The sequence below is a fragment of the Corynebacterium sp. TAE3-ERU30 genome (assembly GCF_019209925.1).
In the GTDB taxonomy this organism is placed as follows: domain Bacteria; phylum Actinomycetota; class Actinomycetes; order Mycobacteriales; family Mycobacteriaceae; genus Corynebacterium; species Corynebacterium megadyptis.
This window is the reverse complement of sequence record NZ_JAHUTO010000001.1, coordinates 266407-279685: the sequence shown is the minus strand read 5'-3', so window position 1 is coordinate 279685 and position 13279 is coordinate 266407. Positions and strand designations below refer to the sequence as shown.

Here is a 13279-nt window from a genome sequence, read left to right as displayed (position 1 = left end):
GTAACTAGTAGTTGCTCGAGGCCTGGAGATGCCGGTGGAATACGGCGCGGGTGAGCTCCTGCTGCCAGGGGCGCACCCCGAAGCGCTGATAATCCGCATCTAGGGTGGAATCATCGAGAGGGCCGATATTCACGCTGTGCGCGACGATCTTTTTCATCGCGCGGGCGTCGATCAGCAAACTCCGATCGAGGTCTAACTCCTGGCCTAGATCGTCGAGATCCTCGCGCACGGTCTGCAGGCTCGCCCTGTAGAGGGGATCACTTTTTTTCACCCAATACTCGGGATGGCGGGGGCCATCGCTGGGGCGCTGCGGCCAGCTGTCCTTCTTCATAGAGCGGGCACGGCCGAGCCCCATGCTGAGCTCATCGAGTAACTCCATGCGTACCCGCTGGGGGAGATCTTTCAGCCGCCGCTGCGGCTGCACCGCATCCTTCAGCTCTTTTTTGCTGCGCGGTTGGCGCCGCGCCAGATCCAGCACGAGCTGATTGGCGAGCACCTTAAAGGGCGGCAGATCGTGCTTTTTCGCAATGGTGCGCCGCGCCAGCCAAATTTCGCGCACATAGGCGAGCTGTTTGCGGCTGCGGACCTTGCCCACGCCCTTGACCTCGGTCCAGCTGGGGGAAGGGGAATCGACATCGCATAACTCGAGCATGTGGGCGCACTCTTGGGCCATCCACTCGCTCTTCCCAGCCTCCTTAAGCTGCAGCGCTTGGGCCTGCGCAAGCTCAATGAGCAGCTCCACATCGAGTGCTGCGTAGTTACGCCAGGAGGAGGGCAAAGGCCAGCGCGACCAGTTTTCTCGACCATGCCCCTTGGCAAGAGAAATGCCGAGGAAGTGCTCCAGAGAGGAGGAGAGATTAGGTTTGTCCAGGCCGAGCAAACGCGAAGCGATCTCGGTGTCGATGAGCCCGCGTGGATACACACCCAGTTCGCGCAGCATGGGGAGATCATTGTGGGCGGCGTGCAAAATCCACGTTTCTGGGTTGAGCACGGGGCCAAGGATGCGCGCGACCTCGCGGCGATGGCGCTCAGGGGCAATAAGAAATGTTCCCGCCCCCGCGCGGCGCAGCTGCAGCAGGAAAATACGATCGTCGAAGCGATAGGTTTGGGCCCGCTCGGTGTCTACAGCGATGGGGCCGGAACCGGCAGCCAAGGCAGTCGCGGCGTGCTGAAATTCAGTGGGCGTGGAGAGAACAGGGGGCAGGCCGTCTCGTGGCTCGTCAAGCTGCACTGTGCTTCCTGAGGTTGGCGTCGATAAGCAAAATGAGCCGCACCAGCGGCTAAGGCATGGCTGGCTCCAGAAGCATTCTAGTGCTAGCGCAGCGTGCGGACTCCCTCGGGTGGCAGTCCAGCCACGAGGGCGAGCACATTGGCGAAAGCTCGCACGTGATCGCTGAGGTCCTGATCCAGTGCGGTCCACGAGGCGCGCATCTCCAGCTGGAAAGAGCGGGGAGAGCCGCCGATATCGCCGAAACGCACCGAGGCGGTGGAGGTGACCGTGCCGCCCACATCGGTGATGGAGGCGCCGGAGTCGTCGAGTCCTTCGGAGAGCCACTGCCACGCCACTTCGGGAAGGAGCGGATCGTTGGCGACGGCATCGTCCATATCGGCCTGAATATAGGCCACCAGCCGCATATTGCCGTTCCAACCATCCTCCGAGTTGGGATCGTAGAGCACGATCAAGCGGCCAAAGGCGTCGCCCTCGGACTCGGTGGGAATAGGCTCGTTCTCCCGCAGGGGATGCTCGACCTCCAGCCCGATCGCATGGGAATACGGCGCGAGCTTTTGGGGTGGGCGAATCGTGCCCAGAGAAATCTCCGGCCGCAGCGACACGCTATGCAGCGACTCCACAGCCGCAGCAAATTCCTGCGGGTAGCCCTGCGAGGACGTCCTATTCGGGGCGGATGCCAGGGTTGCGTCAGATTCCTTCACGTGATCCAAGCTAGCTTCTGCACGCGGGGCCGCGCGGGAGGCGCGCCGAGCCTTGTCAGCGCTCTCCATGGCCGCTATGCATGCTTATCGACGCCATCTCGCCGTCACATCCGCCTCGCCGCCGCGGCACTGAACGCGGGGTGGGTATGGCTAAATTGCGTGGAGGTTAGCTAGACTTTGCACAGTCAGCAATCGCGTGGATAGTCGACTCTCAGATATGCAGGAAATCCCGTGGTTTCTCCCCACGCGACCAGTACTTTTCTCAACAGAGTGAAAAGAGGTCTTTTTCGTGAGTGAACGGCCAGATTACGCCAAGCTCAACTCCATCCAGCGCTACACCCAGTGGGCGGTATTCCGGGCTATTCCGGGCGCTCTCGGTTCCGAGCGCGAGGAAGTGATCGCCGAAGCCCGCCAGTTCTTCGCCAGCATTGACGACGGCGATCAGCTGGTCGTGCGCGGGATCTATGACATCAGCGGTATCCAGGCTGATGCGGATTTCATGATTTGGTGGCACGCCGAGGAGTACCAGCAGCTGCAGGAGGCCTATAACCGCTTCCGCCGCGAGACCACGCTGGGTCAGCTCACTGAGGTGGTGTGGACCGGCAATGGCATGCACCGCCCGGCGGAGTTCAATAAGTCCCACCTGCCCAGCTTCATCATGGGCGAGGAGCCAGGCGATTGGATTACCGTCTATCCCTTCGTGCGTTCCTATGACTGGTACATCATGGACGAGTCCAAGCGGCGTAAGATCCTGGCCGAGCACGGCATGGCGGGGCGTGACTACCCGGATGTGCGGGCGAACACCATGCCGGCCTTCGCCCTCGGCGACTATGAGTGGGTGCTCGCCTTCGAAGGCCCCGAGCTGCACCGTCTGGTGGACCTCATGCATCGCATGCGCTACACCCAGGCCCGCCTGCACGTGCGGGAAGAAACCCCCTTCTTCACCGGCCGTCGCGTCTCCGATATCGAAGAGATCGTGAGCATGCTGCCCTAAAAACGCAGCGATGCGGTTATGTCCGCATAACTAACCGGCGCCCAGCGGTGCGAGATGATGTCTCGCCGCTGGGCGCCGGTGTCTATTCTGCTGTACCTGTACTACGCATCAGGGTCGCTTTCGAGGGTGAGGCAGATGGAGTTGATGCAATAGCGCAGATCCGTCGGCGTGTCATAGCCCTCGCCGGCAAAGACGTGGCCGAGGTGGGAATGGCAGTTGGCGCACAGCACCTCGGTGCGCACCCGGCCGAGGCTATGATCCTCGCGTTCGATGATGCGCTCCCCGGCGAGCGGGGAGAAGAAGGAGGGCCAGCCGCAGTGCGACTGGAATTTCTCCGTCGAGCGAAATAGTTCGGTGCCGCAGGCCTTACAGGAATACACCCCGGCCGTGGTGGTATCGGTGTATTCGCCCACATGGGGAGCTTCGGTGCCGGCCATGCGCAGCACACGGAACTCCTCGGGGTTGAGGCGGCGCTTCCATTCGCTGTCGCTGAGTTCGCGATAATCCGTCATTGTGTCTGTTCCTCTCGGTGGGCGATACTCGGCCCAGGCTGTGTATGGGTGCGGTGTGGGGCGCCGGCGTGACTGCTGGCGCGGGCGCTGTGGGCCGCGGGGACGAAGGTGGGGTCTCCCAGTCGGCCGGCGAGTGCCGCGGCCCGATCGGGCTCCCAGAATAGCCAGCTCACCGCGGTGGTGGCAATGACCACAATGAGCAGCACCCAGCCGGCGTAGCCGATGGTGGTGCCGAGCAGATAGCCCCAGAGGGAGACCCCGAGATCATCGGTGCGGAAGTGGAAGTAGAACAGGAACATCGCCAAGATAGTCAGCGGATTGTGCAGCATGCTGCGGTGCATGCCGGCGGTGGCAACGAGCGGCAGTAGCAGGATCGAGTAATACATCTGCCCCAGCGAGGACAGCACGAACACCCCGACGAGCAGCAGGGAACCAGTGGTGAGCAGCCACACCACCTGATTGCTGCTGCGGATTGCGAACAGGGCGATCAATCCGGCGCCCACAAAGGCGGCGAGCAGCAGCCATAGCGCCATGGCCACGACCGGGTGCACCCCGAAGTAGAGGGTGAGCCCGCGCAGGGAGGCATTGGCGTAGTCACGCACCTGGCTGAGATAGGGCACGACCACAGAGAAATACTCGCCGGCTCCGGTGACGATGCGCATGGCGATGATATTCGCGATCACCGGCACACCCACCGCGCCGATCAGGCTCGGCCAGTGACTACGCAGTAGCACCACAGGAATGAAGATCAGGGGCGCGAAGAGGGGTTTAATCACGATGGCCAGGCCGAGAACCAGCCCCGCCGCCCAGGGCTTGGAGGCGTGGGTGAGGGCGTAGAAGCTCACCAGCGCCAATAGCAGCAGCCCGTTGATATTGGAGAACAACAGGGTGTTGATCACGGACTCGGTACAAAAGGCCAGGGAAATGGCCAGCGGTAGCCACGGGGTACGGATCGAGCGCCCGGTAAGGCGGAAGAGCAGCACGATCGCGGCGATAATGGCCACGGCATTGGCGCAGATAAAGAGCATGCGCGCGGTGGTCCAATCCGTGGACCAGCCGAGCGGGGAGAGGATGAGCGTGGCCCCGGGGTTATAGAGGTAGTGCGGATCCACGGTGGAGTAATCCTCGCTATAGACGTTTACGCCGTCGAGGTGGCGTCGAATAGCGAAATAGACGGTGGAGAAATCATCGGCGCGGCCGCCGGCAGCGGCCTGGATGGCCACGCGGTAGGCGATGATCACGAGCGCGATCGGCCACAGCGCGATCATCAGGCCACGATGCTGGAGGGAATTGGGTGCGATCACCCCAGTGAGTGTAATCGCTTCGCCTCGCGGTATTTGCTGCGGCACACCCAGTGGCTACGAGACTGTGGTCATCACAGCAACCACTGCTGGACTAGGTGCGTGGCAGCCGGTAGCGGGTGAAAAGATAGTCCTCTTCATCGTGGTGCACGGCATCTAGCTGCAGCCGGGTGGAGGCAGCGGGATAGCTAAACAGCGGCTGATCCATGGGGGTGATCACCGGGGCGAGGCTTAAGTGGAGGTAATCGATCAGCCCTTGGGCAAGCACATGGCCGTAGACGCTGGGCCCGCCCTCAATACTGATGCGGTGATAGCCACGCTCCCGCAGCGCCGTGATGGCGTGGTCGATGGAGAGATCCTCAAGCAGGAGCAGCTCAGCACCCGCGGCCGCGAACTCGGCTGAGGTGTGCGCATTGTCTGCGCCGGTGATCACGATCGGTGGGGTGGTGTTGTGGCGAAAGAAGCGGGAGGTGGTGTCCATCTCCGCTGCGCCAGTGATCACGGCTAGCGGGGGAGTCTCCGCCTGCCCCTGGGCGCGGCGGTGCTGGCGCTGCTCGGGATTAAGCTGCACCCCGCCGTAGTTTTCGGCGCGGACCGTGCCGGCGCCAACGAGTACCACATCGGCCCAGGCACGCAGCGTGCTGAGCACTCGGGTGTCGTTGGCATTGCCCAGGGAGCCGGAGGTTCCCTCGAGCGTGGCGGAGCCATTGAGCGAGGAGACGCAGACAGCGCGGATCTCGGGCTGCGAGGGCGAGCACTCAGTACCGAGGATCTCACTGCGGGTGAGGGGAGTGGGGGCCATAACGGTCATTGTGCCACGCAGAGAAAACTCCCGCCCTCTCCGGAAAGGAGAAGACGGGAGTTCTAAGAGAGCGGATGACGGGACTCGAACCCGCGACCCTAACCTTGGCAAGGTTATGCGCTACCAGCTGCGCTACATCCGCATGCATGTTGTTTTAGAGAACAATGCCTTGTTCTGCGTGCGCGATACTGGGATTGAACCAGTGACCTCTTCCGTGTCAGGGAAGCGCTCTCCCGCTGAGCTAAACGCGCGTGCGCTGTTCAGATACCAAGCACATGATCGTGATCAGTGCCCATAAATGAACCAGAGCGGATGACGGGACTCGAACCCGCGACCCTAACCTTGGCAAGGTTATGCGCTACCAGCTGCGCTACATCCGCATTGCATCAACCACTCGATGGTTCTGTATCAACAGTTCCTTGAGCTGTGGTGCGTTGAAAACAATAGCGTGAGAGCAAGTGAAATGACAAATCTGCATGTGACGCCGTGTTAGCCGCCGTATGAACACGGAGTGGCCACGGCGCGAAGGAAGTGACAGTGATGTGATTTAGCTGCAGGCTGGGGCCGGTCCGTAGGTGTGGGTTTCGTGGGTGCGGGGTCTCATGCCGCGCCTGCCGCCCAGTCTGCCACTCAGCCCGCAGGGTGCAGGTGGGGCAGGGGATAGATATGGCCTCTGCGGGCTACGGCGCTGCGCTGGGCCGCGCTGGGCCACGCTCTCGGGGCGGCATTTAGGGCCCTGAACTGGTGATTAGTCCTCGCCGCGAATCTCGTGCTAGGTTATCTACTCGGAAGCGACGCGCTGATTCTTTTCAGTTCTCGTCATTTCTGGTCCCATGGCTCAGTGGAAGAGCGTCCCGTTCACACCGGGAAGGTCGCTGGTTCGATCCCAGCTGGGACCACTTTTTTGTTTCTGGGGGTCTCCACGTCGGAGGTCCCCAGTTCCGTTTTGTCCGGCCACCGCGCTCAGGTGTGGGACGCACCGGCGCGCGCAATAGTGTCGCTCACTGCCGGCGTGCGGTCGCTGCGGTGGGGCGGGGCGGTACGACCCACCATCTCTCCAACTGTGTCATATGTCACGTGATGGATCGGGTGGGAACTATCGTGTGGGGATCTCCGACTGCTGTCATAGAGCCTGATGCCTTGGGGTATTGCAGAGTTCCTGCCGCATGTGGTGGGGATAGGGGTGATGCCGAACTGAGGCGCAGGCTTAGTCTGATTCACGTCCTCAATCGCGGGTGGTGGTTAGGCGGCACGGCTAGTGCGCCATACTTGTCGTGGAAGCACAACAATGCAGTGTCGGCTCGAAGGAGAATGGTGTATGCGCAGAAGCCGGGGACGCACAGCTCGGCCCTCGCGGGCTAGGGCAGTACTGACCTCAGTGGGTATTGCGATTGCTGCTGTCGTCGCGGTGCTGAGCGCGCCGCTGGCTGCGGCGCATGACGTGGTGATTAACTCCACGCCTGGGGACGGCTCCACGGTGAAAGAATTTCCCGAGAAAATCGTGCTAGAATTTTCCGCTATCCCGCTCGATACCTTTAATCGAGTGGCAGTGAGTAATAGCGATTCCGGCGAGATTCTCTACCAAGGAGAGCCCGAGCTGGATCAGCAACTAGTCATCATCGATCTGCCCGAGGGGCTGGATCCCGGTGATGGAAACTATCTCGTCGGATTTCAAATTACCTCCTCCGACGGCCATGCCACCCGTGGTGGCACCACCTTTAGCGTGGATTCTGGTGAGGGCGCAACCGCCCCGGCCACTGACGCTACGTCGGATAATTCCGAGTCTTCCGAGGCAAACAGGCTAGGCTCGGAGGAAGAACGCTCAGCTCCGACGATATTTATCGCCGGTGGCATAGTGCTACTGGTCGCAATCGTTGGATCGATCCTGATGTTCACCAAAAGAAAGGAATCATAGAAATGATTACCCGTAAATTCGCCACAGTTGCCGCAGCTCTACTCGCAACCGGCTCCCTGACTCTCGCTGCATGCTCCCCGGAGATGGAAAAAGACTCCGACATGCCCAAGGATCCCACCGATAACCCCTCGATGAGCTCCTCCGCTCCGGCAAGTACTGAGAGCACCGAGACCTCTACCGAGGCCTCCTCCAAGGACGTCGAGTTCCAGAATGCCTACGTGAAGGCAAAGCCGGCCGATAAGAGCATGACCGCCGTCTTCGGCACCCTGGTGAATAACACCGATCAGGACATCCTGGTCACCTCCTTCACCACCTCTTTGGATGCACCGAAGAACGAGATCCACGAGGTGGCCGATGGTGTCATGCGTGAGCTCGAGGGCGGCCTGCCGATCCCCGCTAATGGCGAGGCTCCGCTGCAGCCGGGCGCTAATCACCTCATGATCATGGATTATGACAAGGCCATCAAGCCCGGTGACACCGTCTCCATCACCATTACCCTCGACGACGGCACCTCCTACACCTTCGACGAGGTCGAGGTTCGTGACATCGCCTCCGGCGAGGAGAGCTACGACGCCGATGGTGGCGTCCAGGGCCACAGCGGTATGGACCACGATGGTATGGACCACGACCACATGGACCACGATCACTCCTAAGCACCGTCGCCGTCACCTCCCAGCGCCTAGCTCTGTCGGGGCCGCAGCCGCGGCTCCAGCAGTGCTCGCCGCTAGGAGATGATGGACGTCGCTAGCTAAAAGAGGGCGCCTGTTTCGACCAGAAAGTGCGCTAGATCGTGTGTCTAGCTCGCGGCGTGGCCGCCGACGGGCGCCCTTCACGCTGCCACCGCCTCTCCGTCAGTGGAGTGGGCGAGAGGGTGGCGTCGATAAGCCTGCACCTCTACGCGTGTCTACAACTTCATACATAGTGCCCAGCGTGCCCGCATCTGGGGCCTCGTCGTGTGTGTTATTTCTGAGGCGCAAGAGCGGGATCGGAAACCTATAGAGGAGGATGGTGTCTTCCAATATGTCCCATGGCAAACCCGTGGACGAGAACCCCCAACCGCACGGATCGGCGAGCCCGGGCCGCTCCGGCGGAGTCAATCGCCGCGCCTTCCTCAGCGGCGCCACCACCTTGGCCGCTGGGGCGGGACTGGCGTCCTGCGCGCGTGGCCAGGACAATCCCGAGGTCGGCACCGCGGCAGAGAATAAGGACGTATCCACCCGGCTGCGCCACGCCACCGTCGATTTCGATGGCCCGCACCAAGCGGGTATCGCCACATCCAAGCAGGCCCGAGTAGCGGTCTGCGCCTTTACGGTGCGCCCCAATAGCACCGTTGAGGACATGCAGCGTCTCTTCCGGCTGTGGACCATGGATGCCCGCCGCCTGACCCAGGGCGTGGCCCCGCTGGGTGATCTCGAGGAAGAGCTTGCGGAGATTCCCGCGAACCTCACCATCACCGCTGGGGTGGGCGAGCGCTTCTTCGATATCATCGGCCGACCCGAGCTGCGCCCCGAGTGGCTGCACCCCATTCCCGCCTTTTCTCGCGATCAGCTGGATCCGAAGTGGGGCGAGGCCGATATTGTGCTGCAGATCTGCGCCGATGATGGTTTGACGCTGGCGCACGCGATGCGGCACATGGTTCGCGCCGGCGACCACTATGTCACGGTCAAGTGGATCCAGCAGGGCTTTTCCAATGCCGATGGCACGGTGACGGCCGATACTACGCAGCGCAATCTTTTCGGCCAGATCGATGGCACCATCAATCCGCATACGGAAGAAGAGTATGAGGAGCAGGTGTGGATCGATGAGGGGCCCGACTGGATGCGCGGTGGTAGCTGCATGGTGCTGCGCCGTATCGCCATGAATATTGACACCTGGGAGATTCTGGACCGTGGTTCCCGCGAGCTGTCTGTGGGGCGCACCCTCGATACCGGGGCCCCGCTCACCGGCGGCGAGGAGCACACCCCCGCCGATTTCGAGGCCACCGATAAGTTCGGGCTGCCGGTGATCGACCCGATGAGTCACATGGCGCGCTCGCATCCGCCAGCGGATAAGCCGGAGCAGAAGATTCTGCGCCGCCCGTATAGCTATGATCTGCAGCCGGAACCCGGCTCGGAGCAGCTATCCAATTCGGGCCTGTTGTTCATCTGTTACCAGAAGAACCCCGATGAGCAATTCACCCCGATTCAACGGCGTCTCGACGAAGGCGATCGTTTGAACCAGTGGATCACGCACATCGGTTCCTCCGTCTTTTTCATCTTCCCTGGCACCACCGAGGATGACTATTGGGGCAGGGGGCTGCTGGAATCCTAGCGGCACGGGGTAAGATACCCCGCAGACGTGTGTGCAGACGTCCATGGGAGCAGCGCTTATCGACGCTGCCCTCGGTGGCGTCTGCAACTCCCTAAACAGAGAGACGACGTCTGGGTGGGCGACCCCCGCCTAGGAAACGCCCTAGCGACCAGGTATGTCGCCGGGGCACAAGATGTGTGAGGAGCACGAAGAAACGTGAGTATGTCAGACCCGGTCTACTGCAGTGTGGATCCCTTCCTCGTCCCCGCCGGCCAGGCTGTGGGCCAGGCCATGCGCGAGCTCGAGTTGCCCAATAAGGGCCCCGAAGCCATCGTGGTGGCGAAGGATCCCGAGGGAACATTGCGCGATTTGTCCTATGTCCCCACTGAGGACACCGAGTTCACCCCCGTTCCTGCGTGCTCCGAAGAGGGGCGCGGAGTCATCCGTCACTCCTGTACCCACGTGCTCGCCCAGGCGGTCCAGGCAGAGTTTCCCGGCACCAAGCTGGGCATCGGCCCGGCCATCGACAATGGCTTCTACTATGATTTCGACGCCGCCGAGCCTTTTACCCCCGAGGATCTCAAGCGCATTGAAAAGCGCATGAAGAAGATCATCAAGCAGGGGCAGAAGTTCGAGCGCCGGGTCTACGCCACCCAGGATGAGGCCCGCGCCGAGCTGTCCCATGAGCCCTATAAGCTCGAGCTGATCGAGGATAAGGGCAATGTGGATCCCGACTCGGACGAGGCCACCGAGGTCGGCGCCGGCGAGCTCACCAGCTACGCCAACTGCAATCCGCGCACCGGCGATGTGGAATGGTACGACCTATGCCGCGGCCCGCACGTGCCCACCACCAAATACATTCCGGCCTTTGCGCTCACCCGCTCCTCGGCCGCTTATTGGCGCGGCGATCAGAACAACGCCGGCCTGCAGCGCATCTACGGCACGGCGTGGGAGTCCAAGGAAAAGCTCGCGGAATACCAGACGATGCTCGCCGAAGCCGAGAAGCGCGATCACCGTCGCCTCGGTGCGGAGCTGGATCTGTTCAGCTTCCCCGATGAGATCGGTTCCGGCTTTCCGGTGTTCCACCCCGCCGGCGGTATCGTCCGCCTGGAGATGGAGGAGCACTCCCGCCGCCGCCACATCAGCGCCGGCTACTCCTTTGTCAATACTCCGCACTTGACCAAGGGGGATCTCTTCAAGAAGTCCGGGCACTTGGACTTCTACTCGGACGGCATGTTCCCGCCCATGCAGCTCGATGGCGAGTACGACGATGATGGCGCTGTGGTCAAGCCCCCGCAGGACTACTACGCCAAGCCCATGAACTGCCCGATGCACAATCTGATCTTCGCCTCTCGGGGACGGTCCTATCGCGAGCTGCCGCTGCGGCTTTTCGAGTTCGGTACCGTGTATCGCTACGAGAAGTCCGGTGTGATCCACGGCCTTACCCGCGCCCGCGGCTTCACCCAGGACGATGCGCATATTTACTGCACCGAGGCGCAGTTGGAAGATGAGCTCACCCGGGTGCTCGACTTCATCATCTCGTTGCTCAAGGACTACGGCCTGGATGATTTCTACCTCGAGCTGTCCACCAAGGACCCGCAGAAGTTCGTCGGCTCCGACGAGATCTGGGAGCGTTCCACCGAGATTCTCGAAAACGTAGCTACTCGCTCCGGCCTGGAGCTGGTGCCCGATCCGGCCGGTGCTGCGTTCTATGGTCCGAAGATCTCCGTGCAGGCACGCGATGCCATCGGCCGCACCTGGCAGATGTCCACCGTGCAGCTGGACTTCAACCTGCCCGAGCGCTTCAACCTGGAATACACCGCCCCCGATGGCTCCAAGCAGCGTCCGATCATGATTCACCGCGCGCTCTTCGGCTCGATTGAGCGGTTCTTCGGTGTGCTGCTCGAGCACTATGCCGGCGCCTTCCCCGCGTGGTTGGCCCCGCACCAAGTGATGGGCATTCCGGTGGCGGATGAATTCTCCGGCTACCTCGAGGATGTCTGCGCTGGCCTGCGCCAGTCCGGCATCCGCGCCGAGGTGGACACCTCGGATGATCGTATGCAGAAGAAGATCCGCAACCACACCACCGGCAAGGTGCCCTTCATGCTGCTGGCCGGTGGCCGCGATGTGGAGGCCAACGCCGTGAGCTTCCGTTTCTTGGATGGCTCCCAGGTCAATGGGGTGCCGGTTGAGCAGGCGCAGACGCTGATCCGCAACTGGGTGGACCAGCGCATCAACGCTCAGCCGACTAAAGAACTCGTTGAGGAGTTCCGTGGAACGCCAAGCTAAACCCGAGACGCAGCCCGCAGAGTCCTATAAGGATTCTGGGTTGGGGATTCCCGACCGCCTCGAGCGGCTCTGGGCGCCCTATCGGATGAACTATATTCGCGACGCCAGCGCGGGCGGTGCGGGCAGCGCGGAGGCGCGGCCGCGCAATCCCTTCCTCGCCATCCCCGAGATGAGCGATGAGGAAGGGCTGATCGTGGCCCGCGGCGAGCTCGTCTACTGCGTGCTGAACCTCTACCCGTATAACTCTGGGCACGCCATGGTGGTGCCCTATCGGCAAGTGGCCAACCTAGAAGATCTCCGCGTGGAGGAGACCGCCGAGCTGATGGCTTTCGCCCAAAAGCTGGTGCGCGTGATCAAATCCGTCTCGGCCCCCGATGCCTTCAATGTCGGCTTCAACCTGGGTCGCGCCTCCGGCGGCTCGGTGGGGGAGCACCTGCACCTGCATGTGGTGCCGCGGTGGAGCGGCGATTCCAACTTCATGACGGTGATCGATGGAGTAAAGGTACTGCCGCAGCTGCTGCGTGATACCCGCCAGCTCCTCGCCGAGGCGTGGGAGGCTGATAGCGATGCTTAGCGTGCATGGACGCAAACCCGCCGCCGTGGTGGTGGAGCCCATCGCGAAGCGCCTGGTGAAGTGGAATCTCACCCCCAATGTGGTCACCGTGTTCGGGGCAGTGGTCTCCACCCTGCTCGCCGTGGTCCTCATCCCCACCGGCCATCTGGTCGCAGCAGCCGTGCTTTCCGGGTTATTCGTGGCCTTCGACATGGTCGATGGCACCATGGCGCGGCTGCGCGGCGGCGGCACCAAATATGGCGCCACTCTCGATGCCACCTGCGACCGGCTCACCGATGGCGCGCTCTTCGCGGCGATTACCTGGTGGCTGATCTATAGCTACGAGGCACCCCAGCCGCTGGTGGTCGCCTCCTTGGTGGTGCTGGTGTGCTCCCAAGTGATCTCCTATGTCAAAGCCCGGGGCGAGGCTAGCGGCCTGAAGATGGTCGGCGGGCTTATCGAGCGCCCCGAGAGGCTCATCATCGGGCTTCTGGGCATTGGCTTGCAGGGCTTCGGCGTTCCCTATGCGGTGGACGTGGCCATCTGGGTATTGGCGGTAGGATCGGTATTCACCGTGGTCCAACGTCTCGCCATGGCCGCCAACTCCACCCACGGCCAGGACAGGATCGCGCCTCCCGCGGGGGCGCGTACCCCGAGGACCCGCTAGACCCCATCCGCCCACGACACTGTGC

At 62.2% G+C, this 13279-nt stretch carries 12 protein-coding genes and 4 tRNA genes; 8 read left to right on the top strand and 8 right to left on the bottom strand.

The annotated features are described in order from the left end of the window. Window positions 1–4 precede the first annotated feature (4 nt). Complete coding sequence (locus KR227_RS01240; RefSeq protein ID WP_218363377.1) at window positions 5–1231, bottom strand: HRDC domain-containing protein; 1227 nt, start codon at window positions 1229–1231, stop codon at window positions 5–7. An 83-nt stretch (window positions 1232–1314) separates the two neighbouring features. After that, entirely contained in the window at window positions 1315–1932 is a 618-nt protein-coding gene (locus tag KR227_RS01235) for a DUF3000 domain-containing protein (protein WP_192795872.1), read from the bottom strand. 289 nt (window positions 1933–2221) lie between these two features. On the opposite strand from KR227_RS01235, the gene hemQ reads away from it, so the two are divergent. Beyond that, window positions 2222–2926: a hydrogen peroxide-dependent heme synthase gene (hemQ, locus tag KR227_RS01230; protein WP_151528636.1), complete on the top strand. Its 705-nt coding sequence runs from the start codon at window positions 2222–2224 to the stop codon at window positions 2924–2926. Window positions 2927–3027: 101 nt separating this feature from the next. Here the strand turns inward: hemQ and msrB are convergent, their stop codons facing one another. The 6 genes from msrB to KR227_RS01200 form a co-directional block, all read right to left on the bottom strand. After that, complete coding sequence (gene msrB, locus KR227_RS01225; RefSeq protein WP_218363376.1) at window positions 3028–3438, bottom strand: peptide-methionine (R)-S-oxide reductase MsrB; 411 nt, start codon at window positions 3436–3438, stop codon at window positions 3028–3030. Next, window positions 3435–4742 carry a glycosyltransferase family 87 protein gene (locus KR227_RS01220; RefSeq protein ID WP_218363375.1) on the bottom strand — a complete coding sequence of 436 codons (1308 nt, stop codon included), beginning with the start codon at window positions 4740–4742 and terminating at the stop codon, window positions 3435–3437. The genes msrB and KR227_RS01220 overlap by 4 nt, the downstream gene beginning before the upstream one ends. A gap of 91 nt (window positions 4743–4833) precedes the next feature. Further along, window positions 4834–5541 carry a pyrimidine reductase family protein gene (locus KR227_RS01215; protein WP_218363374.1) on the bottom strand — a complete coding sequence of 236 codons (708 nt, stop codon included), beginning with the start codon at window positions 5539–5541 and terminating at the stop codon, window positions 4834–4836. Window positions 5542–5610: 69 nt separating this feature from the next. Next, window positions 5611–5683 (bottom strand) — tRNA-Gly (locus tag KR227_RS01210). Window positions 5684–5720: 37 nt separating this feature from the next. After that, a tRNA-Val gene (locus KR227_RS01205) sits at window positions 5721–5792 on the bottom strand. Between the two features lie 56 nt (window positions 5793–5848). After that, a tRNA-Gly gene (locus tag KR227_RS01200) sits at window positions 5849–5921 on the bottom strand. A 447-nt stretch (window positions 5922–6368) separates the two neighbouring features. Here KR227_RS01200 and KR227_RS01195 point away from each other — a divergent pair. The 7 genes from KR227_RS01195 (at window position 6369) to pgsA (ending at window position 13254) form a co-directional block, all read left to right on the top strand. Beyond that, window positions 6369–6440: transfer RNA gene (locus tag KR227_RS01195), tRNA-Val, on the top strand. Between the two features lie 479 nt (window positions 6441–6919). Beyond that, a complete protein-coding gene (locus tag KR227_RS01190; protein WP_370625119.1) occupies window positions 6920–7456 on the top strand; it encodes a copper resistance protein CopC in 537 nt (178 codons plus the stop codon). Window positions 7457–7458: 2 nt separating this feature from the next. Continuing rightward, the gene (locus tag KR227_RS01185; protein WP_218363372.1) at window positions 7459–8109 is read left to right on the top strand and encodes a copper chaperone PCu(A)C; all 651 of its coding nucleotides are present in this window, start codon (window positions 7459–7461) and stop codon (window positions 8107–8109) included. Window positions 8110–8476: 367 nt separating this feature from the next. Continuing rightward, window positions 8477–9766, top strand: a complete 1290-nt coding sequence (locus tag KR227_RS01180) for a Dyp-type peroxidase (RefSeq protein ID WP_218363371.1) — start codon at window positions 8477–8479, stop codon at window positions 9764–9766. A 201-nt stretch (window positions 9767–9967) separates the two neighbouring features. Further along, window positions 9968–12034 carry a threonine--tRNA ligase gene (gene thrS / locus KR227_RS01175; protein WP_218363657.1) on the top strand — a complete coding sequence of 689 codons (2067 nt, stop codon included), beginning with the start codon at window positions 9968–9970 and terminating at the stop codon, window positions 12032–12034. Continuing rightward, window positions 12018–12608: an HIT domain-containing protein gene (locus KR227_RS01170; RefSeq protein WP_218363370.1), complete on the top strand. Its 591-nt coding sequence runs from the start codon at window positions 12018–12020 to the stop codon at window positions 12606–12608. Before thrS ends, KR227_RS01170 begins: the two co-directional genes overlap by 17 nt. After that, complete coding sequence (gene pgsA, locus KR227_RS01165; protein WP_218363369.1) at window positions 12601–13254, top strand: phosphatidylinositol phosphate synthase; 654 nt, start codon at window positions 12601–12603, stop codon at window positions 13252–13254. Before KR227_RS01170 ends, pgsA begins: the two co-directional genes overlap by 8 nt. Window positions 13255–13279: the final 25 nt, after the last annotated feature.